The organism is Streptomyces sp. NPDC102283 (assembly GCF_044766265.1).
In the GTDB taxonomy this organism is placed as follows: Bacteria; Actinomycetota; Actinomycetes; order Streptomycetales; family Streptomycetaceae; genus Streptomyces.
The window spans coordinates 142,342-167,386 of sequence record NZ_JBIWLQ010000001.1 but is presented as its reverse complement, the minus strand read 5'-3'; the positions used below and the strand labels follow the sequence as shown (position 1 = coordinate 167,386).

Below are 25,045 nucleotides of genomic sequence, written 5' to 3'. Positions count from 1 at the left end.
GCGGCGGGGGCCCGGCTACGCCCCCGCCGTCGCCTGCGCCAGGTCGACCGCTCCCGCGACCCGGGCCGCGACCGTCTCCGCGTACGCCGCGTCGGTACGTTCAAAGGCGGACCGGTTCGCCGCGCGGAGGAACGTCAGCACGCCCAGTGTCCGGCCCCGGCTCCGGAGCACCGCGCAGAGCGCGTGCGCCGCGTCCCGGGGCCAGCGCCGTTCCGCGGCCCAGGCCCGCGCGGCGTCCCCGGCGGCCGCGCTCGTACGGACGGTGCCGGTGCGCTCGACGGAGCGGAGGGCCGGGTGGCCGGGTTCGTAACGGGCCGGGATGGCGCCGCCGGACACCGGGAGGCAGGGGCCGGGGGCGTCGAAGGGGGTGGCGGCCGTGCGCACCAGGCGCTCGCCCGCCACCAGGTCGACCAGGACGTGGTCGGCGAACCCGGCGAGCGCGAAGTCCAGCAGGGAGGTCGCCGCCTCCATCGGGTCCTCGCACTCGGAGGCCGTGCGGGCGGCCCGGTGCAGCTGGCTCGTCCGGAACCTCAGCCGGTCGGCCTCCTGCTCCGCGAGCCTGTCGGCGGTGACGTCCCGGAACAGCCACCCCACCCCGAGCGGGACCGGCTCCTCCGTCAACGGCGAGGCCAGCCGCAGGAATCCGCTGCGCCAGCACCGGCGGCGTTCGCCCTCCGCCGTCCGCAGGGTCACCCACACCTCGGCCGGAGCGCTCGGGGCGCCTTCGGCGAGCACATGGTGCAGGGCCGCCTCCAGCTCCTCGACGCCCTGGACCACCAGTTCGCCGAGCGGACGGCCGAGGAGGGTGGTGCGGCCCCCGCCTAGCGCGCGGGCCGCGTACGCGTTGACGACCGTCGGGCGCAGGTCGACGTCGACGAGGACCACGCCCCAGGACGCGTCCTCCAGCAGCGCCTCGCTCAGCGCGATGGCCCGCTCCAGGTCGATCTGGGCGTGGACCTCGCTGAACGCGCAGTAGACCCCGGCCGGCTTCCCGTCCGCCCCGCGCACCCCGGCGGACTGGGTCCGCACGAGCACACGGCCGCCGTCCTTGCGCAGCAGGGCGAACTCGTGCACCTGCCGCCCCGGCGCGTCCATGGCCGACATCAGCCGCGCCCGCACCTCGTCCGCGTCGGCCCGGCGCACCGCCCAGCCCGCGAAGCCGGCCCGCCCCACGGCCTCGCGCGCCGTCCAGCCGAGGACGCGTTCGGCCTCGCGGTTCCAGTGGGTGACCGTGCCGTCCGCGTCGAACGCGCAGAGCGCGGCGTCCATGCCGTCGAGCAGCGCGGCCAGCAGTTCGGACCCGGCAGGCTCGCCGGGGACCCCGCCCTCGCCGACCGGCGGCCCGGGGTCGGCGGAGCACCCCGGGGGCCCGCCGCCGGAATCCTCGTCCGGCCCGAGCTCGTCGGTGGTCCCGCTGCTCCTGGAAGCACCCACTCCGCACCCCCCGCGACACGTGTCCGCCGTTTGCCCACGCGTCGCCGCGTGTATTGCCGCACGTCAGACCATTCAACTCGAACGTGACCCAGCACACATCAACTTCACCGAAATCATTTCTCTCCCCGTGGATTCCGCATCGCCCCCACCATCGCTTTCACGCCACACCGCAACAGCGCCCGGGGCCCATCACCCCCTCCGCCGCGCGGAGTTCACCGGAGGCACGGCCCCGCGTGACGACGACGTCATACGGAGTCCACCGGGCACGCCCAGCCTTGGGTCGCCCTCGCCCACGCCTCATTCCGCCCGTTCCTCCGCCCCTCGACCGCCCCTCGACCGCAAGGAGTCCCTCCGTGACGCCCTTCCGCACCGCACGTCCGACGGCGGCGACCACCCTCGCCGTCTGCGCCGCGCTCGCGACACTCGTCGCCGCCGCCCCCGCGCCCGCCGCACCTGCCGCTCCCGCCGCCCGGCAGGACGGCCCCCGGCCGCTCCCCGCCGTCACCCCGCGCGCCGAGACCGCCACGCTGTACGACGACGAGCAGGGCGGCAACGCCAACGCGGACGATCCCGCGATCTGGCGCGATCCCGCCGCCCCGGACGACAGCCTGGTGATCGCCACCGCCAAGGAGGGCGGGCTGCGGGTCTACGGTCTGGACGCCCGCCTGGTGCAGTCGCTGCCCGCCCCCTCCGCGCCCGGCCCCGACGACGCCCCGGGCCGCTTCAACAACGTCGACCTGGTGCACGGACTGCGGCTGTCCCCGGGCCGGACGGCGGACCTGGCCGTCACCTCCGACCGGGGCCACGACCGGCTGCGTATCCACCGCATCGACCCGTCCCGGCCGGGCGGCCCGCTGACCGACGTCACCGACCCGGCGGCGCCCCGGGTGTTCTCCGCCGATCAGGACGAGGTGAACGAGCAGACGACGGCGTACGGCCTGGCCACCTGGACGGACCGCCGCAGCGGCCGTTCGTACGCCCTGGCCAGCCGGCGCAACCGCACGTCGGTCGCGCTGCTGGAGCTGCTCCCGACCCGGTCCGGCACCGTGACGTACCGCAAGGTCCGCAGCCTCGACCTGCCCTCCGCGTTCCGGCTGCCCGACGGCACGTCCTGGACGCCCTGCGGCGAACCGGGCGAACTGCCCCAGGTCGAGGGGATGGTGGTCGACCCGGCGGACGGCACGCTCTACGCCGGCCAGGAGGACGTGGGCATCTGGCGGATGCCCGCCGACCTGCGGGGGAAGCCGGTGCTGGTGGACAGGGTCCGTGAGTACGGCGTGCCGGGGACGTACGACGAGGAGAGCGAGGAGTGCGCCCCCGGGAAGGACCCGGGCTTCGGCGGCACCCGTCTCTCGGCCGACGTGGAGGGGCTGACCCTGCTCCCCGAACGGAACGGCGACCGCTATCTGCTGGCCTCCAGCCAGGGCGACGACACCTTCGCCGCGTACGCCCGCCGGACCGGCCGTGAGAACGGGACCGGCCGCGAGAACGGGACCGTTCCCGTGTACGCGGGTGGCTTCCGCGTGACGGCGGCCTCGGCGACGCTGGACGGGGCCGAGGTCTGCGACGGCGCGGCGGTGCTCAACGAGCCGCTCGGCAGCCGGTACCCGGGCGGCCTGCTCGTCGTCCAGGACGGCAGCGCCGCCCCCGCGCAGGACGAACGGGAGGCCACCGGCTTCAAGTTCGTCGATCTGAGGAAGGTGCGGGGAGCGCTGGGCCTCACGGGCGCCGGTGGAAGAACCGGCGCGGAAGAAGTCACCGAATAAATCGGTTGAAGCGCGATCCGGGGCGCTCCTAGGCTGTGGGCACACAGGAAAGGAGGTGTTCCGGAAGTGATTTCTTCTCGGACTCGTGAGGTGACTGCGGGCTGACGCCCGTCGTCGCACTCTTTCTGCAGTGCAGGCCGGACGCCGGCCAATCCCCAGCAGTCACCGACCCGCAGGCTCGCCGGTAAGTCCGGCCGGCTCCTCTGTGCACGGAGGAACCAGAGCCTGCGGGTTTCTGCGTTTCCCGGCCCCCGCAGGCCCTCGCGGAGTGAGGATCACGGGCAGAGCCGCTCCACCCGCCATTTTCCGACGCCCGGCTCGTCGCCCTCCCTCACGTACCGCAGCCGGTCGTGCAGCCTGTTCTCGTGCCCCTGCCAGAACTCGATGGTCTCGGGCACCACCCGGAAGCCTCCCCAGTGCGGCGGGGCCGGGACCTTCTCGCCCTCGGGGTAGCGGGCGGCCAGTTCCTCGTACCGCCGGATCAGCTCCTCGCGGGAGCCGACGACCGTGGACTGGGCGCTGGCCCACGCGCCGAGCCGGGAGCCGTGCGGGCGGGTGCGGAAGTAGCCCACGGTCTCCTCGCGGGAGGTGCGCAGGGCCGTGCCGGTGACGATGACCTGGCGGGCCATCGGGTGCCAGGGGAACAGCAGCGAGACGTACGGGTTGGCGGCCAGCTCGCGGCCCTTGCGGGAGTCGTAGTTCGTGAAGAAGACGAAGCCCCGGTCGTCGTACTGCTTGAGCAGCACGGTGCGCGAGGACGGGCGGCCGTCCGGAGCGGCGGTGGAGACGATCATCGCGTTGGGCTCGTGCAGCACCCCGCCGACGGCGACCTGGCGGAACCAGCGGGCGAACTGGTCCATCGGATCGGGGCTGAGGTCACGCTCGGTGAAGTCCTCCGAGCGGTACTGCTCGCGCATCGCCGCCGGATCGGTGGTGGAATCGGTAGGGGAGGGCTTACGGGAGGGCCCGGCGGAAGGAGCCTGATGATGGGCGGCGTGATCCGGTGCGGGCACAGCATGATCCGGATTCGGCACGGAGTGATCTGGTGTGGTCACGGGCCCATCCTGCCGCAGCAGCCCAGTGTGCCCGGCGGGGAGGGCCCGTAATCACGCGCCGTCGAAAGGGACCCCTGTGCCGGATGTCACGCTTCCCCGCTCCGTGGGAACCCGCCAATATCTTGGGGCAGGCCCCTGTGTCCTGGGGAGTCCTTCGCACAGCAGCGGCCTTCGCACACAGCAGCCTTGACGCACGTGCTCCGCGTACGCCACGGCCGCCCGACCACAGCACGCTGCCCGCCGCCCGCCGCCCGCCGCCCGCCGAACTGAGGGAGCCGCCTGATGTCCGACTTCGTACCCGGTCTTGAGGGAGTCGTCGCGTTCGAAACGGAGATCGCCGAACCGGACAAGGAAGGCGGTTCGCTCCGTTACCGCGGGGTCGACATCGAGGATCTCGTCGGCCACGTCTCGTTCGGAAACGTGTGGGGCCTGCTGGTGGACGGGGCGTTCGACCCCGGGCTGCCGCCCGCCGAGCCGTTCCCGATCCCCGTGCACTCCGGTGACATCCGGGTCGACGTGCAGTCGGCCCTGGCGATGCTGGCGCCCGTCTGGGGCCTGAAGCCGCTGCTGGACATCGACGAGGCGACCGCCCGCGACGACCTGGCGCGAGCGGCCGTGATGGCGCTGTCCTACGTCGCCCAGTCGGCGCGCGGCCAGGGGCGGCCGATGGTGCCGCAGAGCGAGATCGACAAGGCGCAGTCGGTGGTGGAGCGGTTCATGATCCGCTGGCGCGGCGAGCCGGACCCGAAGCACGTGCAGGCGGTCGACGCGTACTGGACGTCGGCGGCCGAGCACGGCATGAACGCCTCGACGTTCACGGCCCGGGTCATCGCCTCGACGGGCGCGGACGTCGCGGCCGCCCTGTCCGGCGCGGTGGGCGCGATGTCGGGCCCGCTGCACGGCGGCGCCCCGTCCCGGGTCCTCGGCATGATCGAGGAGATCGAGCGTACGGGCGACGCGAGCGCGTACGTGAAGCAGGCACTGGACCGGGGCGAGCGCCTGATGGGCTTCGGCCACCGCGTCTACCGCGCCGAGGACCCCCGTGCCCGTGTCCTGCGCCGCACGGCCCGCGAGCTGGCCGCCCCACGCTTCGAGGTGGCGGAGGCGCTGGAGAAGGCCGCACTGGAGGAGCTGCACGCGCGGCGTCCGGATCGCGTCCTGGCGACGAACGTGGAGTTCTGGGCGGCGATCGTGCTGGACTTCGCGGAGGTCCCGGCGCACATGTTCACGTCGATGTTCACCTGTGCCCGTACGGCAGGCTGGTCGGCGCACATCCTGGAGCAGAAGCGCACGGGCCGCCTGGTGCGCCCCTCGGCGACGTACATCGGCCCGGGGACGCGGGACCCGCGCGAGATCGACGGGTACGACGACATCGTGCGATGAGCCGGTCGGGGCAGCGTCGGGGCCCGGCCGGTGGGTGCGACGCGACGGGGTAGGCGCGGACGCCACGGGGTAGGCGCATCGGCACACCTTCGGCACGAGGAGGCTCACCGTGACCACGCCCCGCCCGACCCTGACCCTGTCCAGCACGGTGCTCGACGCCCCGGACCCGGTGGAACTGGCGGACTTCTACCGCCGGCTCCTCGGGTGGGAGCCGGTGCAGGAGGAGCCCGGCTGGGTCAAGCTCCTCCCGCCCGGCGGCGGCTCGGGCCTGGGCTTCCAGACCGCGAAGCCGTACGTCCCCCCGGTCTGGCCCGCATCCCCCGGCGACCAGCTGATGATGCTGCACCTGGACTTCGAGGTGACCGACCTGGAGGCAGGCGTGGCCCACGCGGTGGCGGAGGGCGCCACACCTGCGGAGTTCCAGCCGCAGCCCGACGTACGGGTGATGTTCGACCCGGTGGGCCACCCGTTCTGCCTGTTCGTGAGCGACAAGCTGCCGGGCGAGCCTCCGGCGATCAGCCCCGAGTGGGTGGCGGAGCAGACCCGGGAGATCGCCGGGCAGGACCGGGTGACGGCCGAGGACGCGGTGGCCTCTCCTGACCCGCGCGGGCCGGCACGGCAGGCGGAGCCGGACACGTCGGCGTAGCGGGCGGCGCCGGGTCGTGGTCGCGACGGACGGCCCCGGCCGTGGTTTCGGAGGACGTCTTCAGTCGCGGTCGCGACGGACGGCGATGACGTTGTCGGTCACGGTCGCGGTCTCGCCGCCGGGTCCGGTGGCGGTCCGCCGGGGCGCGTGGCACCGCTCGGTCCGCCATGCGTCGCCGAGCCGCAGGGACGCGAGCACGTCGTCGGGGGCGGGGAAGCGTACGTCCTCGTGGCCGTCCCGCCAGGACCAGGGGGCGAGCGAGGCGTGCTCGACCAGCACGAGCAGGCCGCCGGGGGCGACGGCCTCGGCGGCGCGCCGGAGCACCTGCTCGCGGGGGATCTCCACAGGGGTGTGGAAATAGCTGGCGGTCACCAGACCGAAGGTCCCGTCGGGGAAGGACCGGGCCAGGTCGTGCCGGCTCGGGTGGACCCGGTCGGCGAGCCCTGCCGCGGCGGCTCCGGCGGCGACCCGGCCCAGGGCGGTCGCCGAGACGTCGACGGCGGTGACGTCCCAGCCGAGCGAGGCGAGCCAGAGCGCGTCGCCGCCGTGCCCACACCCCAGGTCCAGCGCCCGTCCCCCGTCGCCCGGTGCGGGGGCCAGAGCGGTGACGACCTCGGAGAGTACGGCGTTGGGGCGGGTGCCCCACTGCGCGTCGACGCCGGCGTAGTGGTTCTCCCAGAAGGCGGCGGAGTCGGTGGCGCCGGTGGCACCGGTGGTGTCGCTGCTCATCGCTGTTCCCTTTCATGCCCGTGGAGGCCGCTCCGGACGAGCCGCCCACTGGACAGGAAGGTGCGCTGCGGCCTGCCTCCCTTGCAAGCTCCCATGCCGTTTCGGCAACCTGGCAGACATGGCACCCGGCGAAGGCACAGCAGACACAGCAGACTCGGAAGACACAGCAGGACGGACGCCCAAGGACACCAGGAAGCCCAAGGACGACGTCCTGGCCGCGGTGGGTCCCCGCCTCCGCGTACTGCGGCGCAGGCACGGGATGACGCTCGCCGAGCTGGCCGAGCGGACCGGGATCAATGAGAGCACCCTGTCCCGTCTGGAGGGCGGCACGCGCAGGCCGACGCTGGAGTTGCTGCTGCCGCTGGCGGAGGTCCACGCGGTACCGCTGGACGAACTGGTGGGCGCGCCCCGCACGGGCGACCCGCGCATCCACCTCCGCCCGGTCACCCGCGACGGCCTCACCTACGTACCGCTCAGCCGCCCCGGCGGCGTCCAGGCCCACAAGCTGCTGATCCCGCCGGGTCCGGACACCGAACCGACCCTGCGGACCCACGAGGGCTTCGAGTGGCTGTACGTCCTGGCCGGCCGGCTGCGCCTGATCCTGGGCGAACGCACCCTGGTCCTGAAGCCCGGCGAGGCGGCCGAGTTCGACACCCACGTGCCGCACTGGCTCGGCCCCGACGACGACCGGACGGTGGAACTCCTCGTCCTCTTCGGCCACCAGGGCGAACGGGCCCACCTGCGGGCCCACCAGGGGCCTTTGGGAGGATCAACCGATGCGCCCCACTGACGCGGCATCCGTACGCCACTCCCCCTCGACCTGGCAACAGCCCTGCCCCGCTACGGCGTCGGCCGAGCGCAGCGCCCTGACCGAAGCACTCGCGGAACGCATCCTGACCGCCGGTCCGGGCCGCCTGCTCGTGGGCATCGACGGCTTCACGGCAGCGGGAAAGACGAGCTTCGGCCACGAACTGGCCGCGCAGATCGCGGCGTCGGGCCGCCCGGTGCTCCGGGCCACGCTGGACGACTTCAAGAACCCGTGGAAGGACCGCCACCTGTACGACCGGGAGTCGGGCGAGGGCTACTACCGCAACGCGTACGACTACGACGCGGCCCGCCGCCTGCTGCTGGACCCCTGCCGGAACCCGGAGGCAGCACATCCTGCACGCTGTGTTTCATAGACCCGCTCACGCAGAAGAACCACGCGACGGAGACGACCCCGCTCGCCCCGGACTCGGTCCTGATCGTGGACGGAGTCTTCGCGTTCCGGCCCGAGATCGACACGTACTGGGACGTCCGCATCTGGATGGACGTGGACGCCGAACTCTCCGTACGCCGGGGCGCGGAACGCGACCAGAACTGGGCGGGCTCGGACGCGGAGGCGATCCACCGCGACCGCTACCTGGTGGCGGAGCGCCTCTGCCTCAGGGAGGTGGACCCGCTGCCGAGGATGGACGCGGTGGTGGACAACACGGATTTCGCGCGACCGCGGCTGGTCACGAGCTGACCCGCCGCCCCTCCGCGAGGTGGTCGCGTCGGCCGGGGCGCAGGGCCGGGAAATCCGCGTGCTCCGGCGGCGGAGCCGCGCTATCGTCGTCCGTATGAACGTCACCGGCCCACGCACCACCGCGACCGCGCGAGCGACCAGCTCGCCGGTTGCCGCCGCCTGACCTTCTCTCCCCCCGGCGACCGGAAACGGTCCGTCGGCAGTGCCGTGGAGCCTCTGGCCCCGGCCGGGTGACCGAACGGTCCCGTTCTCCGGTGCCTCCCCGCCGCAACGCGAAGGAGCCACACCCATGCGTACGGACCAACTGGTCAACACGTTCGTCGAGTACTACGAGGAGCGCGGCCATCGCCGCATCACCGGCTCGACCCTGCTGCCGCCCGACGGCGACCCCGTGCTCTTCACCACCTCCGGCATGCACCCGCTCACGCCGTACCTGGAGGGCCGCCCCCACCCGCTGGGCCGGCGGCTGGTGAACGTACAGCGCTGCCTGCGCACCACGGACCTGGACGAGGTCGGGGACGCCACCCACCTGACGGTCTTCGAGATGCTCGGCACCTGGTCGCTGGGCGACTACGAGGGCCCGCTCAGCCTCGACTGGGGGTACGGGCTGCTCACCGAGGGCCTGGGCATCGACCCCGGTCTGCTGCACGCCACCGCCTTCGCCGGGGACGGACGGACAGGGCCGGACACGGCCTCCGTCGACCTGTGGCAGGGCCTGGGCGTCCCCGTGGAACTCACCGTGGAGGACAACTGGTGGCCCAACGACTCGGTCGGCCCCTGCGGCCCCGACTCGGAGATCTTCCTGTGGACCGGCGACGGCCCGCCGCGGTCGACGCCCACCCTCGACGACCGCTGGGTCGAGGTGTGGAACCACGTCACGATGACCCACCGCCGCCTCGACGACGGCTCCCTCGTCCCCCTCCCCCAGCGCAACGTCGACACCGGCCTCGGCCTGGAGCGGCTGGCCTCGCTGCTCCAGGGCAAGTCGTCCGTCTTCGCATGCGACGTCTTCGACCCCTGGCGCCATCTGGTGCCCGCCCTGTGGCCGCTGGACGAACCTTCACTGCGCCTGGTCTGCGACCACCTGCGCTCGGCCGTCGTGGTGCTCGGCGACGGCGTACGCCCGGCCAACACAGGGCGCGGCTACGTGCTGCGCCGCCTGGTACGACGGGTACTCACCGTGCTGTGGCGCGCCGATCCCTCGCGCAGCGTCGGGGACCTGCCGCACGAACTGGTCGAGCACACAGGGGACCACTTCCGGCAGGACATGCGCCCGGGTGATGTGCTCCGGACGCTGCTCGAAGAGGAGCACCGGTTCCGCCGCCTCCTGGAGCGCGGCCGAGGAGTGCTCGCCAAACCCCGGTTCCAAGGTCCCCTGACCGAGGAGGACTTCCACTACCTCCACGACACCCATGGGCTGCCCCGCGAGCTGGTGGAGAGCCTGCGCCGGGAGTGAGGACGTGAAGCGCACCGCCACCGCCACCACGGTTCCAGCGGTTGGACGTGCGGTGATATCCGTTCTGACCGCTGGGGATGTGGTGGCAGAGCCTGTCCGTGTGCGGAGCCGAGGGCGAGTCCCAACCCGTTGTGCTCCAAGAACTCAAGCGTGCCTGTGCTGCGACAGATCGTGGCCCGGGGCAGCACGGTGTGAACCGTACGGCGATCCGCCGACGCCGTGGAGCCGAGGGCGCGGGCGGGAGCGCGCCGGAGCAGGGCCCGGCCCACCAGGGCTGCCCGAGCCCATGGGGCCGCGAACGCTCGGACTGCCCAAAGCCGCGCGCCAACTGGCCACCTGTCGTGCTCAATCAAGATCGCACTGGGGCGTGTTTCGAAAGTAGCGCCGTCCGCCCGGAGGGCGGGCTCGGCGGCGTCCGGTGCGTGCGATCGCACGGCGGAGGGCCGCCCCGATACCGGCTGTATCGGGGTGATCCCGACAACGCGGCGAGGGATGGGGCCGCCCCTGCTCGAGCGAGGCCGAGAGCTTGGGGAAGGGCCAGGCGTCGTCGAGCAGGCGGGACTTTCGAAACGCGCCCCAGGGCCAACGTCGCCTGCACTGGCCTGCCGCACGGACAGGCATCATGATCCGGGCACTTTCGCAGGACTTTGGCACACTGCGGGGTCCCGAAAGGCTCGCTCCTGACAGACGACGCCAGGTGCGGATGACGGAGGCAGATCATGGGAGCAGACGCGGACGCGGGTTCGCTGGACTGGGCGAAGGCCTGGATGTGCGCTACTTTCATCCGCGGTCTCGGCCCCGAGGAGGTGTTCGCCCGCTACGGCGCCGATCCGGAGCGGGCGCGCCTGCTCGACTGGGACGCGGCCTCGGATCTGCCCTCGGGCGCATCGGACCACGGGACGGTCTCGCTGCTACGGGCCGGCAGGATCGGTGAATGGGCCTTCTGCGTCGAGGAGGAAGGCGGCATCGGCTGCCGGGAAGAATCGCTCGCGAAGCTGTCCAAGGGGACTGAGACGTACAGCGTGGCGACCACCGAGGGCATCGACGTGTTCCAGCACTGGCGCGACGGTGAGTGCGTCGAGTATTTCGAGCCGGGCATGGAGCACAGTCGGTCCGAACCGCTCGGCCCCTGGTGGGATCGGGTGGACGAGGCGCTCGCCGCACACGCAGGCGAGGGCTCCGGGGTGGCCCCGGTGGTGGCCCTCGTGCTCGACCACCTCGGCATCGTCCTGGACGACGCGATCCTCGCCGGGCCCTGGCCCAGCCTGACGCTCGCCGAGGACGACACACCAGCGGCACCGCCGGGCCCTGCCTACGCGGGCGAGGGGACGGTTCCGACCGGGACCGTCCTGGATTTCGGCCCTTCAAGTGGATGGTCCTGAACGGCAGAATCGTCGTTCGCCGCCCTGGGCCACGACCTGCGGCCGGCCGACGCTACGCCCTGCCGGGCCGGGTGTCCTCGGCCGGGTCCCGGAGCCAGACGTGCCGGCCCCGGTCGGTCACGGTGAGCCCGAACTGCTCGGCGTCGGGCCGTCCCACAGCCTCGTCATCCCGTCCTGAGCCTCTACGGAGAGTCCACGACCCGGGGAGCGTAGGCGCGCAGGAACGTGTCGACCGCGGCCCGCCCCACGGCGCGCAGTTCGGCGTCGGACACCTTGCGCGTGCCCAGCCGGGTGCGCAGCGTCATCGGGCCCGTGAGCAGCGCGAGGAACTGCTCGGCGGCCAGGTCGGGGTCGCTGGTGTGCAGGCGCCCGGAGAGCACGAAGCGTGCCAGGCGGTCGGCGAGCGCGTCGTGGAGGCGCTGCTCGCTCTCGCGCTGGATGGTCTCCAACAGGTCGGGAAACCGCGCCGCTTCCGCGGTGAGGAGCCAGCGCAGCGCCTGGGACTCCGGGTCGCAGTGGTTCTTCAGAATGCGGTGGCCGGCTTCCTCCAGCATGGGGCGCACGTCACCGTCAGGCTCCCGGAGCTGTTCGAGCGCTCCGAGCCCCGCGCCGCTCGTACGGCCGCCGGCGGCCAGCATCGCCTCGCGGAACAGCGTCTCCTTGTCCCCGAGGTGGTTGTAGATGGTGGGCTTGGCCACGCCCGCCTCGGCCGCGATCTCCCGTACGCAGGACTGTCCGTATCCCTCACGGGCGAACGTCCTGAACGCGGCTTCGAGGATCGCCTGCCGCTTGTCGATGCGCCCGCGCGGCGCCTCGCGTCTGCTCGCGTTCGAGGTCTTGGATCCGTCCACGCGGCCATCGTACCGCGCCAACCCCATAGATGAACCGTGCGGTTCAATTCTTTGGTCGTGTTGGTTGCAACAGGTCTTGGCGGGTCGTTACATTGAACCGCCCGGTTCAACAAGTGCTCGCGTGTCGCTCTCAACGGAGTTGGAAAGTGATGTCTCAAGTCAGAGATGACCGGCTGGATCCCGGGCTGTTACGGCTCATCGGGGTGACCCTGCTGGGCGGGATCATGGGGATCCTCGACAGCACGATGGTCACCGTTGCGGCCGACACCCTCGCGGCGGAGTTCACCACCTCTCTGAGTTCCATCAGTTGGGCGACGACCGGCTACCTGCTGGCGCTCACGGTCACCATTCCCGTCACGAGCTGGGCGGTCGGCCGGTTCGGGGTCAGGAAGCTCTGGCTGTTCGGACTGGTGCTCTTCCTGGTCGGTTCACTCGCCTCGGCCCTCGCCTGGAACGTGGAGAGCCTGGTCGCCTTCCGGGCCGTCCAGGGTGTGGGCGCCGGTGTCGTCGACCCGCTGGTCCTGGTGATCCTGGCCCGTGCGGCGGGCCCCAGCCGTGCGGGGCGCGTGATGGGCATGATGGGCGTGGTCCTGTCGCTCGGGCCGGTCCTCGGGCCCGTGCTGGGCGGGGTCGTGCTCGAATCCATGGGCTGGCGCTGGATGTTCTACATCAACCTGCCCATCGGGATCGTCGCGGTCCTGCTCGCGCTGCGGGTGATCCCGGCCGGCCCGCCCGTCACGCGCGGATCAGGGCCTCGTCTCGACATCGTCGGCGCCCTGTTGATGGCTCCCGGTCTCGCGGCGATCCTGCTCGCCCTCACGGAGGCGGGCGAGCGCGCCCGGTTCGCCGTGCCCTCCGTGCTCATCCCACTGGCCCTGGGCGTCGCGCTGCTCGTCGGGTACGTGATCCACGCGCTGCGAGCCCGCCGCACCGAACCGCTGATCGACATCCGACTGTTCAGCAGCCGGAGCTTCGCCGCGAGCGTGACCGTGCAGGGGCTCGTCGGACTGGCCACGTTCGCCGTCCTGTTCGCCCTGCCGCTCTACTACCAGGTGCTGCACGGGCACGGCGCCCGCGCGGCCGGACTGCTGGTGGCGCCGCTGGGCCTGGGATCGGCGCTCGCCATGCCTCTCGCCGGCCGCCTCAGCGACCGGCTGGGAGCGCGCAATCTCGTACGCGGCGGTGCGGTCGTGGCGGCGCTCGCCTCGGTCGGCCTCACCCGTATCGGCGCGGACAGCGGTGAAGTGTGGTCCGTGCTGGCCGCGTTCGCCGTCGGCCTGGGCCTGGGCGGCGTCGGCGCGCCGACCATGGGTTCGCTGTACCGGACGCTGCCACCGGAGAAGGTGCCACAGGGCAGTTCCGTCGTCTACAACCTCAACCAGTTGGGCGGCGCGCTCGGGGTCGCGTGTGTCGCCCTGATCCTGGCGGCCGTCGGAAGTGGTGCCGCGGCCGGCGACGCCGCCGGGATCGGTGGATTCCAGGGTGCCTACTGGTTCGTTTTCGCCATCACCCTGGTGATTCTGGCCGCCTCTCCGCTGCTGCCCGGCCGCCCCGAGGCCCCGACCGCGGTGCAGGCCGAGGCATCGTCCGCCGACGGCTCCGCCATGGCGCACCCATAGCGGCCTACCGGTGAAGAATCAGAACTGACGACGCGCACCGAAATCGCGGTAGTGAAGGCCGGGGCCGCGCCACGTGCGGGCCCGGCCCCAGCGCGCCCGCGCCCTCTAGCCCTCTGGTCGGGTCACTCTTCCGGGGGTACGTGAGCGGGCCTCCGGCCCGAAGCTCGGGTGCCGGGGCTCGGGCGTCGGGATGCGGGACCCGTGGTTCGAGCGCCTTCTTTAACCGGCAGGGAGAAATAGGGGTTTGGGGAAACCTCCCCTACCTCCCTGCCCTGTCACGGCCAGCAAGTATGACTAATCGTGACAGCTTGCGGCACAGCGTCACGACTGCTTACGGTGCGAGAACCAAACGACCCCGACCGGTGTTGCCACACCAGGCCGGGGTCTCACCGCAAGATCGATAACCCAGAAAGACGATCCCTTGGCTACCCAGCACCCTAGCTCCGCCCTGCACGCCCCCGCACACTCCGCCGCGTACCCGATGGCCAAGCCCGGCTACGGCAAACGCTCCGCACCGGATCAACTTCCCCGTGCGCGCCATGATTTCGCTCTCCTGCCGACCCGTGAGCGGTACGTCGCCGGGTTCGTCGACCACCTCCCCGAGGGCGCCGCGATGAGCGTGAAGACCCTCGCGAAGCAGCTTCCGCTCTACGGACAGCAGGCCATCTCCACCGCGCTGACGGCTCTGTCCGTCGCCGGGCATCTGCGGCGCGTGCGGTGCGCGGTCGGCGCGGGCGACGAGATGCGCTGGGTCTTCCGCACCTTCTGGTCGCGCACGGCACGCGACAACGAGTGGTGGAACACCTACCTCGCCACCGAGAAGGCCGCCATGGCCGCAGCCCCAGCCCCTGCCCCTGCCCCTGCCCCCGTAACAGTTGCGGCCGTTCCAGACGCAGCACTGCCGCCACCCTGGGTTCCGGCCGAAGGCCCGCCGCCTTCCGCGCCGCCGGAGGGGTTCCGGGGAGAAGCCGTCCGGGAGTCGCCGGAGCCACCTCACGCGGACGCCGCCCCGGGGGCCGCAGAGCCTGCGGAGGCCCCGGCCCCCACCTCCGTACCGCACCAGCGCACCCCGGCCGAATCTCCGGACACCGCACCCGCGCCGGGCTCGGCCCAGACAGCTGCCCCGGCAAAGAATCCGACAGGTCCGGCGAACCCGACGGACCCGACCGGCTCGACGGGCTCGACGGGCTCGACGGGCTCGACGGGCTCGACAGCACCGGCACCTCACCACTCCCCCGCCTACCTCGCCCTGGCCCGGCTCGGCCGTACGGATCATCGCCTGGGGCTGTCCGCCGACGACTGCGCCGTGCTGGAGGCGCAGGCCGCCGAATGGCTCGCCCGAGGTGTGACCGTGGACTACCTGACCGCCGCCCTCACCGCGGGGCTCCCCGCCACGGTCGACAGCCCCCTCGGCTTCGTCCGCCGCCGCCTCGCCGACAAGATCCCGGCGCGGCTTCCCGCCGAGCAGGCCCCGCCCGGCGCACCCGCCCGCCGTGTCCTGATGGAGTGCACCGACTGCGGCGCCCCCGGACGCCCCGAGGCCCTCCCGGACGGGCTCTGCCGCCCCTGCCGCGAGGCCCACCGCCCCGGGTCGGCCGGGTCCCCGCCCCGGTCTGCCGAGGTTCCGGCCGACGCCCGCGACATCGGGGCGTACATCACCGGCCTCCGCGACCTGCTCAAGGCTCCCTGAGAACGACGCGGGTGTCGTCACGCCATCTGAGACCGTGGTGCGGTGTGACGAACTGGTTCGTGACGCCGGTCAGGTCCGGTGATCGAGCGATCTAGAGTGAGCCCCTCGACGACTCGGCGGAGGCACGCGGGGGTACGCCATGGAGATCACCGTCCAGTGGATACGGACGTCCTGGACGAAGGAGTCCCGGGGAGGGGAGGCTGCCTCACGCAGGAACGCGGCCCCGATCGGCTTCGCTCTCCCGCCTGCCGAGACCGCCACCTCCGCACACGTGATTCGTATGCATGAGCGTGATGGCTTTGAGCCCCTTCGCACCCAGGAAGACCTGCGCGAAGTCGATGTCCAGCTTCGGGAAGCCGACGGACGACTGCGGGTCTTCCCCCGAGTCCAGCCCCTGTTCGCTCTGCCGCCCCGGCCGCGACGGCCCCCGGCAGTGCGGCTCGCCGCCGGCCAGTGGGTGCGCTGGCAACTCAACTACCGCTTCAGCAGTGCGCTGGGGATCCGGGGCTGGTCGTACTGGCTGGACACGTTCAACATCGCCTACGGGCCGGTGGACCCTGGTGTGTTCCTGTCCACGCCCACCGTGTTCATCGACGAACAAGGACCGCTCCGATAGCGACAGCCCTGTCCTGAACGCAGGCAGCGCCGGTAACGCAGGCAGCGCCGGTTGTTCACGAGAACGGGGCCCGGCTCAGGTCGCTCCCGTCAGCAGGCCGTGTACCGGAAGTGACCAGCGCGCATAGGGTGCTGATATGTCGCTCAGCCACATAGCCCTCTCGTCGGGCCGCTCGATCGAGCTCACCGAGCTGCGGATGTCTTCGACGTATGGAGGTTTCCTGGAGGGCTACCCGTGGAAGCTCGTCAATGACATGAAGGTCAGCAGCCTCCAGCAGCAGGCTGAACATGCGTTTCCGTCCACGCCGGTCCATCTGGTTCCGCCGGCTCGCGAGTACCCGGACGAGGCTCCCGGCGGCTTCGGTCCCGTCGAGGTGCTGCCTTCCGTCGCCTGCATCGGCTCTTTCCGCTCGACACCGGTCGCCCCCGAGCTGGACTCGGTGCTGCACCGTTCCACTCTCACGGTGGTCTGGTTCCAGAACGGCTTGGACGTCCCGCCCGGCGAGGACGCGGACCTTGCGCTTCGCGGCATTCGCTGGCAGGAGCTGGCCCGGGACGAGGAGGTCTAGGGCACTTCTTTCGGATCTTTCGACCGGAGCGTGCCGACGGCGACGGCTTAGACGATCATCAGGTTGTGAACACGGAATACTGGACAGTGCTCGGGGACTCCGAGCGAGATCAGTGGACGTATTTCCCACGTCAGACCATTGGGCCGCTGAGCTTCGGGATGGACCGGGAGGAGGCCATCACCGCCATGGCGGCGTACGGCTTCGCCGCGGAACAGAGGGACATGGGGAGCTGGCACTTGACAGGCCGTACTCAGTGGCGCGTCGAGTTCCTCAAGCCCAGACCGGTGGCCTGGAGCCGACCAGGCGGGGTGAAGTGCTACTTCATCGAAGGCGCGGGCCTGACGTGTGTACTGGTCGATGGCCTAGCCGGCCCGCAGGTAACCCATGAAGGGATCCGCCTGATCGGGCGCGTGCCATCGGAGCTCTACCGAGACATGGAAGCCTATGCGCTCCAGCATGACCTCGGTCTCCAATCCAGCCCAGGAGGTGACCTGTTCGTTGAAGGCTTCGAGATCGAGCTGGGCGCCCAGCGTGCTGGTGACACGGTCCTGACCTGGGCCCTGTTCTTCAATACGGGGACGATTGCAGGTACCTCTTGGGACATTGCCCCCGCAGAAGTTTGGCACCAATGGTAAAACGCCACCCCAGGACAGAGACCTGAACACCTCGGGCTACCGATGGCGCGTGAGGAGTACGCCTTATCGGCCAGGACCACGATCGGCCTGGTCCGAGGCCGTCCCGTGGGGCGAGGAACACGCAAGCGCGTCATGACATCCGCGAAGGCGGGGGCGTCACCCGCGTCGGCCTGGGCCATCAGGGCGGCGAACACCCGCTCCCAAGTCCCGTCGCGGACCCACGTCCGCAGCCTGGTGTAAACGCCTCGCCAGTTGCCGTACTTCTCAGGCAAGTGGACCCACTGCATTCCGGTCCGGAACTTGAAGGCAATCGCGTCGATCACCTCACGATAATCCCGCCGTCTGCCACCCCGTATCGGAGTCCGGTCAGGCAGCAACGGCTCGATCCGTGCCCACTGCGCATCGGTCGACGACATGACCTGACAACGAGGTACATCGTGGCCGGATGCCCATCTATTCAGCCACGTCCGGCATCTGACGTCGCGCCTCCGAGATCCACAACCCTTCACCTCCGCGCGTCATGGACTCATCACACCCCTCGGCTGCATCCTCCAGGTACTCCAGCCGGGCCTGTCTCAAACTCAGCCTGCCGTTGGGCCCACCACGCACGATGTGCGCATCCGCGTCATCCTGGCCGTCGTCCTCCCATCCGCACTCCGGACAGATCTCGAAGTTGGCCCGTTCCTCCAAGGTCTTCTGGTAACAGCAAGGGCACGCGATGAGGCTGTCACCGGCGTTGGTCGACAGACTGGGGAACGGTTCTTCAGAGGCCATGGCCGACATCATTCCGCCCTCGCCGCAATGATCCAAGCGAAAGGCCCTAGTGCTCTGACCTGGATGGTTCACCGGGTTTCGGTTCACACTGTTGGATGGCGGGCCCGTTGGATGGGAGCTGACAGGCCGTCCGACAGGTGGAGGCGTGGCGACAGAGCCCGTTCGAGTCCGCCGACCAACTGACCGTTTCACAATGAAGCGTCGTAGTCAGACGTTGGCTGCGGGCTCGGACGTGGTCTCCGTCGCTCTCGGTGGAAACATGTCCGAGCCTGCCGTCTCTGAAGAGTCGGCCAGGAGCGAGCGCGTCGTGGAGGTGGTGGCCGGAGCACCGCCCCGGTCCACCCCCGACCGTCGTGCTGATGCGCTCACATGCCGATCGCCAACGCAGCCCCAATCAGGGCGATTCCCAGCCCTCCGTACAAAAGGGCTGCCACCTTGTGTGCGAACAGTGGCATGGTGTCCGGCAGATACATGCGGGTCGGCTCTCGCGGGTCGAGCTCCACCTTCACGGCCTGGCCGACTGAGATCCGCAATTTCTTCCCGTAGAGCGAGCCTTTTATCACGCGCCCTTCGTGCACGACCGGCCCCAAGTGATAGCGCGTCTCATCCGAGGAGAACCGGCCCGGCCCGTACCCGGAACACGGAACCTCCAGAGAGATCCGCCGCTGCCGGCTCCGCACGTCAGACACCGACAGCGCTACCGCCCACACGACAGCCCCGGCTGCCAGAACAAGAACCACGAGCACGTTCGCCCACCCCAGTCTCAGAAACGAGCAAGTAGCAAGAAGTCGGGTTTCAGATCACGGCGCGCTGCAGAGTCCCTGCTGTCCGCTCACACTCACCAAGCGATTTCACTGGTGAACAGACCCGCCGGTCGGGCTTCTTCCGCCACGATCTCGACGTGATCAGAGATCTCGTGCCCGACGATTTGTGGGCCCGCATCGCTCCGATTCTGCCACCCCCTCCGCAGCGGCGGAATCAACATCCGGGACGACGCCGGACAGACGACCGCACCGCCCTGGCAGGCATCCGTTGGGGCGGACGTCCCCTCGACACCGCGGCCCGACCAACTGCGAGCCGCAGCCCCGGAGGGCCGAACGGGGCCGGTTCAGGAGAAGGACGACTCAGGAGGCGGACGGGTCGATCTCCCCCGCGAAGACGATGACCTGGTCGATGAGGCTCCGCCGCAGATGGACGACGTCCGTTCCCGCCAGGCGGGGGCCTCCATCCGGCGTGGTGAAGACCCACTGGTACCGGGCCCACTCGTCCGGCATGTCCACCGCCGAACAGCGCACCATCGTGCCGGTCCCCGCCGGGTGGCGCCGGATGTCCAGCACGAACCGCTCGACCGCCTCGATCCCCTCGCTGCGGCCCAACGGCCCCCAGAAGACCACGTCCGAGGTCAGCGCCTGGGAGAGGAGCGCAGTCACATAGCTGTCGTCCGAGGCGTTGAACGCGGAGATGAACGTGTCGATCGCGGACCGCGCGGTTTCTTCCTGCATACACCAGTAATACCAGTCGTTTCGCGGAACACGCTCGCCCCGTAAGCCGTCTTCCGATCACAGTGAACCATCCCGGTCACAGCACTAGCTCGAGTTCTGGCCTCTGTCTGTTCCTATGGCGCCGGGTGCGAGGGTGTAGGGCACGCTCTGTGTATGTCCTCCACTAGATCACTTGCGGGTGTCGACGAGATACACGCCTATCTCATCGAGCAGTTGAACTCCGCCCTCCGGCGTCCCGGCACGTTCTCGCAGGGTGACGCTGCGCTGTGGATGCTGGTGAACCACCTGCTGTTCGTGGAATGCCAGCCCGAGGTATGGGCTGAGGAGCAGCGCTCCTGGGCGAGCCGAGGGTCCGGGAGCAGCACCGGTCTGGGCGGCATGTTCGGGGAGTTGATGCCGGGAGGCAACGACCAGGATTGCGTCGCCTCGGTCTACACCGAGTTCGCGCACCGCCGCGGCTGGCTCCGGCCTGATCGCCTTCTGGCCGCCGACGAGCATCACGCACTGCGGGCAAGAGTGCGCCAGTGGGCTCGGACGGACCGCTCGTGGGCAGACGTCCTCTCCGAGTTCGGCCCCCCGTCCATCCTGTGCGGAGGGGACAGCCCCCTGTACAGCAAGACGCTGGGCTACCTGGGGGAGGACCCCGAGGAGCCCATGGTCTTCTTCCATCTCTGGAATGGCAGCACCACGGCAGCCGGGTCCACATGGCACGAGCTCGACGAACCGGTTCTGCTCGCTGTCCGCTTCGCCGACGCACTCTTCGATGAAGCCTTCACCTTCACCCCTGAGGGGCAACGACGTCGCCCCGAGCCAGGCTCGCTCTGCGGCTGAGCACCGGAGAGGTTGCGCGATAATAGCAGGGCGGGCCTCTGCCCTGCTGGTGTTCCCCAACCCACCCACCGCTCCCTGCGCGATCGACCGCGAGAAGGCCTGACCGGCCGGACCTTCTCCAGCACGGACTCGCGCTGCGGCGAGTCCCCGCGGTGTCCAGCGGTCGCTACGATCGGCATGACTCAACAGGCGCTTCGCGCCACAGAACACCGGTCCGGACCCGGAACCGTTCGACCGCTGCGCGGGCGGCGTTCCGAGGTGATCAGTGAGCCTCGACCGGTGCGGCCGCCCGGGCGACCCGCTCGATCTTCGCGCGGTAGGCCGCACGGGCTTCCTCGTCGATCGGCCTCTCGTGTTCGGCGCGCATCCCGGTCCGGCCGTCGATGCGCTCGCGCAGGATGTCGGCGTGCCCGGCATGCCGGTTGGACTCGCCGAGGACATGGACCATGACGGCGAAGAGGTTCGTGTCGTGGTGAGGCTGCGGCCACCACGGCACGTGGCCGGGGGTGTCGAGCGGAAGTTCGTTGATCGTCGCGTCCGAGTGTTCCCACGCGCGCCGGCAGAACCCGAAGATCTGATCGCGGGTCTCGTCCTCGGCCGCCCACTGATCGCTGCCGTCGTTGTCCTCCCACCGGGCCAGCGGTTCCGGGAAGGGGCGGTCGAAGACCTCGCCGAAGTACCTGGCCTCGACGTTGGCCATGTGTTTGACCAGGCCGAGGAGGTTGGTCCCGGTCGCCGTCAACGGCCGGCGGGCGTCGTATTCGGACAGGCCGTCGAGCTTCCAGAGCAGCGCCTCGCGGTCCCGTCGCAGTCTCACGTGCAGGTTGTCCTTCGCGAATTCATCGATCATGCGGCATGAGCCTGCCATGGGCTGCTCGTCGTCTCAAGATCCATCAAGTGGCCGGCAGACGAATGGCAGTTGGGCCCGCAGGTGACGGGCAGCGCCTGGACCGGGCATGGCCGCCGCCCTGATCTGGTTCGAGAGCATCACCCGAGAGCCCCACCCGAGAAGCTCGCCCGCGAGCCTCGTCCGAGAACAGTGTCCGTCTGTGTCCTCAGCCCGAGCCGGCGACCAGTGCCTCGCCGAGCGGGGTACGCCGGTAGAGCACCGACCGTCCGGACCGGGCGCGGACCAGCAGCCCCGCGCCCCGCAGGATGGCGAGGTGGTCTCCTACCGCGCCGGGTGCCATGGCGAGGCTCCGGGCGAGGTGGCTGGTACTGGCCGGGGCGTCCAGCGCCAGCAGCAGCCGGGCCCGGGACCGGCCGACCAGGGCGGTCAGGGCGGTCAGCGCTTCCGGTTGCGGGACGGTCTCCGGTTCGCCCCACAGGGCGGCGGTGCCGCGGGCGGCATAGATCAAGGTCCGGGGCCAGGGGTCCTCCGTGTGGGCGGCGATATTCCTGACGAAGACCGAAGGGATCAGCAGGAGCCCGTCGCCGGCGAGGCGGACCGTTCCGACTCGGGGGAAGTGGCCGATCTCGATGTCGCCGTCGTGCCAGGTGATGCTCGGGTGCAGGCTCTCGATGGTCGTGGCCCATCCGTGTTCGCCGATCACCCCCACCCGGTGCACGATGTCGCGCTCACAGACCGCCCGCAGTTGCGGCCAGTCCGGGGCGAGCAGTTCGTACCACGCCCGGTCCATCGCCTCGGCGATCCTGCGGACGGCGTCCGTCGAGTCCAGCACCGCGCGTACGCGGGGATCACGGGCGGACGGGCCGGTCGCGGTGGTGGCGAGTTCGTGGCGGGCCGCTTCCAGCGGTGTGGCCCGGATGACGGCCAGGTCGTCCGCCCAGGTCTGGTTGAGGCCGCGCGGGGGCGGCGCGACGAAGTTCGGTCCGCCCTGCGGGGTGTACAGGGCGAGGGCGGCGTCCAGTTCGGTCTCGCGGCGCAGCCGTTCGAAGGCCGGCAGGAGCCGGGTGGCCCAGGCTCGCGGCAGTCGCCTGTCCCGGCCGGCGAGCGAGCCCAGCAGGAAGCACAGGTCCATGGCCGGGGACAGTGCGAAGCGGCTGCGCAGCAGGTCCTCGACGGAGACTTCGAAGCGCAGCACCCTGTCACGCTACCGCGGGCCGTTGTTCGGATTCGTCCAGCGACGAATCATTGGTGGGTGGTGTGGTCGCACAGCGAGGCTGCGCGTCATGACCCCGATGACCCCAACCGCCGAACCCGCGCAGGGCAACCACCGTGCCACCTACCGGGAGGTGCTGGCCGAGCCGCGGTTCCGGCTGCTCTTCTCGGCACGCGCCGTCGCGATCACCGCGGACGCGCTGCGGATCACCACGTTCTCGGTTCTGGTCTTCTCCTCCACCGGCTCCGCGCTACTGAGCGCGGTGGCCTTCGGCATCGGCTTCATCCCGCAGCTGTTCGGTTCGCTGCTGCTGGGCTCACTGGCCGACCGGCTGCCGCCCCGCGCGCTCATCACCGGTGGCTACGCCGTGACGTGCGCCACCGCCCTGCTGCTCGCCCTGGTGCGGATGCCGGTCGCGGCGAGCCTCGGAGTCGTGGCGCTGGTCTCTCTCGCCACACCGGTGTTCCACGGCGCGTCGAGTCGGCTGGTCGCCCAGTGCCTGGACGGTGACGCCTATGTACTGGGCCGTTCGCTGAACAACATCGTCGGCGCCGGCGCGCAGTTGCTCGGTCTGGCGCTGGGAGGTGCGGCCGTCGCGGCACTCGGCCCACGCCGGGCGCTCGCGGTCAGTGCCGTCCTCTACCTCGGCTGCGCGCTCGCTGTCCGCATCCGGCTCCCCCGGCTGCTACCGGGGGAGTTCGGCGGCACACCCGGCAGCGTGGGGGGCGAGGGCGGGGCGGACGGCGGGGCCGTCCGTGCCAGCCTCCAGGGTGCGGGCCTGCTGCTGCGCGGACGCACGGTGCGACGCCTGATGCTGGCCCAGTGGCTACCCGTCGCGCTCGTAGCGGGCGCGGAGGGCCTCATCGTCGCCTACGCGGGAGAACGCCGATTCGCGCCCGGCTGGTACGCGGTGCTGATGGGCTGCCTTCCGGTCGGCATGCTGGTCGGCGACCTGCTGGTGGGGCGGCTGCTGCGGCCCCGCGCCCGGGAGCGACTGGTGGTCCCGTTGGTCGCGCTGGCGGGTCTGCCTCTGATCGGCTTCGCCGCCGAGCCCGGGGTGGGCGTCTCGTCCTGTCTGCTGCTGCTCAGCGGCCTCGGATACGCCTACGGCCTCGGCCTGCAACGCCCGTTCCTGGACGCCCTGCCGCAGGACGGCCGGGGCCAGGCCTTCGGCCTGCTCGGCTCCGGCAGCATGACGCTCCAGGGCGTCGGACCGGTCTGCTCGGGCGCGGTGGCCGCCGGCATGGGGGCCGGCGGCGCCATCGCCCTGGCGGGCGGTGCGGTGGTGCTGACCGCCGGCTGGATTCTCACCTGGCGACCGCCCGCCTCGACGACATGGCGCTGACCTGGTCGGCGGCGGCTCCCCCGGCACCGAGGTCCGGAGCATTCCCCGTGGCTCCCCGGACCTGATCCGGACTGGCTCACAGCCGCTTGAGCCCCACGTACTGGAGGACGGCGAAGCCACCGACCGTCAGGCTCTGCAGCACGATCCAGACCGTGCCGACGCCGGTCGGAGACAGAACGCCGGAGATCGCCACCGCCAGGCTGAGCACCACCCACAGCAGGTTCGCCGCGATGACCGCCGTCAGTCCCGTGCGGCTGATCTCCTTCCGCGTCCCGATGGCGAGCACTCCCAGCGCGTAGAGGAGCAGGAACACTCCGACCGGGTACTGGACCGCCGTCGTGACGCCGAAGAAGGAGTCGAGGACCGTGGCGAGCGCCAGGTACGCGATGCCGTTGAGGCCGGTGACCACCGCGTCCAGCTTGAGCGCCGGCCTCGCGAGACCGTCGGATCCCGTCGCCCTCGCGTATGAAGTGGCCCCGTCGTACTGCGTCGAAGTCATGGTCGTCTTCCTCTCGTGCACCAGGGAGTTGCCCGGATACGGAAGCGACCCTCCGTGCGGCCGTCCGAACCATGCTGAAGGTAGGCGGCCCTCACGGGGGGCATCAATTACCTCCGAGGTAATCAGCTGCCTCCGATCAGCTGCCTCCGATCAGCTGCCGCGCTCCGCGCGAGCACAAGCGCGGCCACCGCGATCATCGGTCTGCGAAGACAGACGGTCACGCGGTGGCCGGGGAGGAATACGGGAATACGGGGCCCTGTGTCAGCTCTGCGCGGCGTCGTCGCCCGCCTGTGCGGTGTCGTCGCCCGGCTGCCCGGCGCCCTCGGCCGTGCCGGTCCTCTCGCGCATCTTGCGCACCAGCTCCGCCTTCTGGTCGGCCGCGCTCCGGCGGTCGAGGTTGCGGTGCGGGCCGTTGTTCTGCCGTTCGGCGCGGGACAGCTTCTTGCGCTGGCCGCCGCCCTGGCCCACGGGGTTGTTGATGTTCTTGCTCACGGTCACGGGCTCTCCCGGTAAGGGTGTGAAGTGATCTACGGATTCACCGGTGGGGGACGGGCGGCGACGTCGGCAGGACGTCAGCGGCGGCCCATCACGCGCTCACTCGTAAATCGGCGTCTGGAATGACGAAGACGTTACCCGGTTCCGCCGACCCCCGCACACCACCCATTCCGGGTGGCGGCTGCCGGACTCACCTAGC

At 70.9% G+C, this 25,045-nt stretch carries 26 protein-coding genes and 2 pseudogenes; 15 read left to right on the top strand and 13 right to left on the bottom strand.

Annotated elements, in window-relative coordinates:
* Positions 1 to 15 precede the first annotated feature (15 nt).
* The gene (locus ACIRJT_RS00855; RefSeq protein WP_403902783.1) at positions 16 to 1,434 is read right to left on the bottom strand and encodes a PAS domain-containing protein; all 1,419 of its coding nucleotides are present in this window, start codon (positions 1,432 to 1,434) and stop codon (positions 16 to 18) included.
* 353 nt (positions 1,435 to 1,787) lie between these two features.
* Between ACIRJT_RS00855 and ACIRJT_RS00850 the strand changes: the two genes are divergently transcribed.
* Positions 1,788 to 3,200: a phytase gene (locus ACIRJT_RS00850; RefSeq protein ID WP_403902780.1), complete on the top strand. Its 1,413-nt coding sequence runs from the start codon at positions 1,788 to 1,790 to the stop codon at positions 3,198 to 3,200.
* Positions 3,201 to 3,475: 275 nt separating this feature from the next.
* On the opposite strand, the gene pdxH is transcribed toward ACIRJT_RS00850, so the two are convergent.
* A complete protein-coding gene (gene pdxH, locus ACIRJT_RS00845) occupies positions 3,476 to 4,117 on the bottom strand; it encodes a pyridoxamine 5'-phosphate oxidase (RefSeq protein ID WP_403902777.1) in 642 nt (213 codons plus the stop codon).
* 420 nt (positions 4,118 to 4,537) lie between these two features.
* Here pdxH and ACIRJT_RS00840 point away from each other — a divergent pair, with 420 nt between their 5' ends.
* Together ACIRJT_RS00840 and ACIRJT_RS00835 are read left to right on the top strand one after the other, a co-directional pair.
* Entirely contained in the window at positions 4,538 to 5,638 is a 1,101-nt protein-coding gene (locus ACIRJT_RS00840) for a citrate synthase 2 (RefSeq protein ID WP_403902775.1), read from the top strand.
* A 109-nt stretch (positions 5,639 to 5,747) separates the two neighbouring features.
* A complete protein-coding gene (locus ACIRJT_RS00835; RefSeq protein WP_403902772.1) occupies positions 5,748 to 6,284 on the top strand; it encodes a VOC family protein in 537 nt (178 codons plus the stop codon).
* A 60-nt stretch (positions 6,285 to 6,344) separates the two neighbouring features.
* Here ACIRJT_RS00835 and ACIRJT_RS00830 read toward each other — a convergent pair whose 3' ends face one another.
* A complete protein-coding gene (locus ACIRJT_RS00830) occupies positions 6,345 to 7,013 on the bottom strand; it encodes a class I SAM-dependent methyltransferase (protein ID WP_403902769.1) in 669 nt (222 codons plus the stop codon).
* Positions 7,014 to 7,131: 118 nt separating this feature from the next.
* On the opposite strand from ACIRJT_RS00830, the gene ACIRJT_RS00825 reads away from it, so the two are divergent.
* The 5 genes from ACIRJT_RS00825 to ACIRJT_RS00805 all read left to right on the top strand — a co-directional run bounded on the left by ACIRJT_RS00825 (position 7,132) and on the right by ACIRJT_RS00805 (position 11,358).
* Positions 7,132 to 7,803 (top strand): helix-turn-helix domain-containing protein, encoded by a 672-nt coding sequence (locus ACIRJT_RS00825; protein ID WP_403902766.1) that lies wholly within the window; start codon positions 7,132 to 7,134, stop codon positions 7,801 to 7,803.
* Entirely contained in the window at positions 7,790 to 8,194 is a 405-nt protein-coding gene (locus ACIRJT_RS00820; RefSeq protein WP_403902763.1) for a hypothetical protein, read from the top strand. The genes ACIRJT_RS00825 and ACIRJT_RS00820 overlap by 14 nt, the downstream gene beginning before the upstream one ends.
* A 65-nt stretch (positions 8,195 to 8,259) precedes the next feature.
* Positions 8,260 to 8,520, top strand: a complete 261-nt coding sequence (locus ACIRJT_RS00815) for a hypothetical protein (protein WP_403902761.1) — start codon at positions 8,260 to 8,262, stop codon at positions 8,518 to 8,520.
* Between the two features lie 289 nt (positions 8,521 to 8,809).
* Positions 8,810 to 9,976, top strand: coding sequence for an alanine--tRNA ligase-related protein (locus ACIRJT_RS00810; protein ID WP_403902758.1), 1,167 nt, complete (start codon positions 8,810 to 8,812; stop codon positions 9,974 to 9,976).
* A gap of 719 nt (positions 9,977 to 10,695) precedes the next feature.
* Positions 10,696 to 11,358, top strand: coding sequence for a DUF6461 domain-containing protein (locus ACIRJT_RS00805; RefSeq protein ID WP_403902756.1), 663 nt, complete (start codon positions 10,696 to 10,698; stop codon positions 11,356 to 11,358).
* Positions 11,359 to 11,410: 52 nt separating this feature from the next.
* Here ACIRJT_RS00805 and ACIRJT_RS00800 read toward each other — a convergent pair.
* Positions 11,411 to 11,521: pseudogene (locus tag ACIRJT_RS00800) on the bottom strand (methyltransferase); the annotation flags it as partial.
* 19 nt (positions 11,522 to 11,540) lie between these two features.
* Positions 11,541 to 12,209: a TetR/AcrR family transcriptional regulator gene (locus tag ACIRJT_RS00795; protein ID WP_403902753.1), complete on the bottom strand. Its 669-nt coding sequence runs from the start codon at positions 12,207 to 12,209 to the stop codon at positions 11,541 to 11,543.
* A gap of 149 nt (positions 12,210 to 12,358) precedes the next feature.
* Here ACIRJT_RS00795 and ACIRJT_RS00790 point away from each other — a divergent pair, with 149 nt between their 5' ends.
* The 5 genes from ACIRJT_RS00790 (at position 12,359) to ACIRJT_RS00770 (ending at position 17,337) form a co-directional block, all read left to right on the top strand.
* Positions 12,359 to 13,828, top strand: a complete 1,470-nt coding sequence (locus tag ACIRJT_RS00790) for a DHA2 family efflux MFS transporter permease subunit (protein ID WP_403902751.1) — start codon at positions 12,359 to 12,361, stop codon at positions 13,826 to 13,828.
* 421 nt (positions 13,829 to 14,249) lie between these two features.
* Positions 14,250 to 15,518 (top strand): MarR family transcriptional regulator, encoded by a 1,269-nt coding sequence (locus ACIRJT_RS00785; RefSeq protein ID WP_403902749.1) that lies wholly within the window; start codon positions 14,250 to 14,252, stop codon positions 15,516 to 15,518.
* Positions 15,519 to 15,657: 139 nt separating this feature from the next.
* Entirely contained in the window at positions 15,658 to 16,134 is a 477-nt protein-coding gene (locus tag ACIRJT_RS00780) for a hypothetical protein (RefSeq protein ID WP_403902746.1), read from the top strand.
* A gap of 136 nt (positions 16,135 to 16,270) precedes the next feature.
* Positions 16,271 to 16,702: a hypothetical protein gene (locus ACIRJT_RS00775; RefSeq protein WP_403902744.1), complete on the top strand. Its 432-nt coding sequence runs from the start codon at positions 16,271 to 16,273 to the stop codon at positions 16,700 to 16,702.
* A 65-nt stretch (positions 16,703 to 16,767) separates the two neighbouring features.
* The gene (locus tag ACIRJT_RS00770; protein WP_403904480.1) at positions 16,768 to 17,337 is read left to right on the top strand and encodes a hypothetical protein; all 570 of its coding nucleotides are present in this window, start codon (positions 16,768 to 16,770) and stop codon (positions 17,335 to 17,337) included.
* A gap of 41 nt (positions 17,338 to 17,378) precedes the next feature.
* Here ACIRJT_RS00770 and ACIRJT_RS00765 read toward each other — a convergent pair.
* From ACIRJT_RS00765 to ACIRJT_RS00750, 4 genes and pseudogenes are all read right to left on the bottom strand, one after another.
* Positions 17,379 to 17,753, bottom strand: a pseudogene (locus ACIRJT_RS00765) (transposase); the annotation flags it as partial.
* 37 nt (positions 17,754 to 17,790) lie between these two features.
* Positions 17,791 to 18,111: a CPCC family cysteine-rich protein gene (locus ACIRJT_RS00760; protein WP_109174342.1), complete on the bottom strand. Its 321-nt coding sequence runs from the start codon at positions 18,109 to 18,111 to the stop codon at positions 17,791 to 17,793.
* Between the two features lie 365 nt (positions 18,112 to 18,476).
* Complete coding sequence (locus ACIRJT_RS00755) at positions 18,477 to 18,857, bottom strand: hypothetical protein (protein ID WP_243316114.1); 381 nt, start codon at positions 18,855 to 18,857, stop codon at positions 18,477 to 18,479.
* Between the two features lie 378 nt (positions 18,858 to 19,235).
* The gene (locus tag ACIRJT_RS00750) at positions 19,236 to 19,613 is read right to left on the bottom strand and encodes a nuclear transport factor 2 family protein (protein ID WP_389547361.1); all 378 of its coding nucleotides are present in this window, start codon (positions 19,611 to 19,613) and stop codon (positions 19,236 to 19,238) included.
* Positions 19,614 to 19,766: 153 nt separating this feature from the next.
* On the opposite strand from ACIRJT_RS00750, the gene ACIRJT_RS00745 reads away from it, so the two are divergent.
* Complete coding sequence (locus ACIRJT_RS00745; protein ID WP_403902741.1) at positions 19,767 to 20,444, top strand: hypothetical protein; 678 nt, start codon at positions 19,767 to 19,769, stop codon at positions 20,442 to 20,444.
* 262 nt (positions 20,445 to 20,706) lie between these two features.
* Here ACIRJT_RS00745 and ACIRJT_RS00740 read toward each other — a convergent pair whose 3' ends face one another.
* Together ACIRJT_RS00740 and ACIRJT_RS00735 are read right to left on the bottom strand one after the other, a co-directional pair.
* Positions 20,707 to 21,294, bottom strand: a complete 588-nt coding sequence (locus ACIRJT_RS00740; protein ID WP_403902739.1) for a DinB family protein — start codon at positions 21,292 to 21,294, stop codon at positions 20,707 to 20,709.
* A gap of 205 nt (positions 21,295 to 21,499) precedes the next feature.
* Positions 21,500 to 22,489 (bottom strand): ArsR/SmtB family transcription factor, encoded by a 990-nt coding sequence (locus ACIRJT_RS00735; protein ID WP_403902737.1) that lies wholly within the window; start codon positions 22,487 to 22,489, stop codon positions 21,500 to 21,502.
* 97 nt (positions 22,490 to 22,586) lie between these two features.
* Here ACIRJT_RS00735 and ACIRJT_RS00730 point away from each other — a divergent pair, with 97 nt between their 5' ends.
* Positions 22,587 to 23,852, top strand: coding sequence for an MFS transporter (locus tag ACIRJT_RS00730; RefSeq protein WP_403904381.1), 1,266 nt, complete (start codon positions 22,587 to 22,589; stop codon positions 23,850 to 23,852).
* Between the two features lie 76 nt (positions 23,853 to 23,928).
* On the opposite strand, the gene ACIRJT_RS00725 is transcribed toward ACIRJT_RS00730, so the two are convergent.
* Together ACIRJT_RS00725 and ACIRJT_RS00720 are read right to left on the bottom strand one after the other, a co-directional pair.
* Entirely contained in the window at positions 23,929 to 24,351 is a 423-nt protein-coding gene (locus ACIRJT_RS00725; protein WP_403902734.1) for a hypothetical protein, read from the bottom strand.
* 261 nt (positions 24,352 to 24,612) lie between these two features.
* The gene (locus ACIRJT_RS00720; protein ID WP_403902732.1) at positions 24,613 to 24,849 is read right to left on the bottom strand and encodes a DUF6243 family protein; all 237 of its coding nucleotides are present in this window, start codon (positions 24,847 to 24,849) and stop codon (positions 24,613 to 24,615) included.
* Between the last annotated feature and the right edge of the window lie 196 nt (positions 24,850 to 25,045).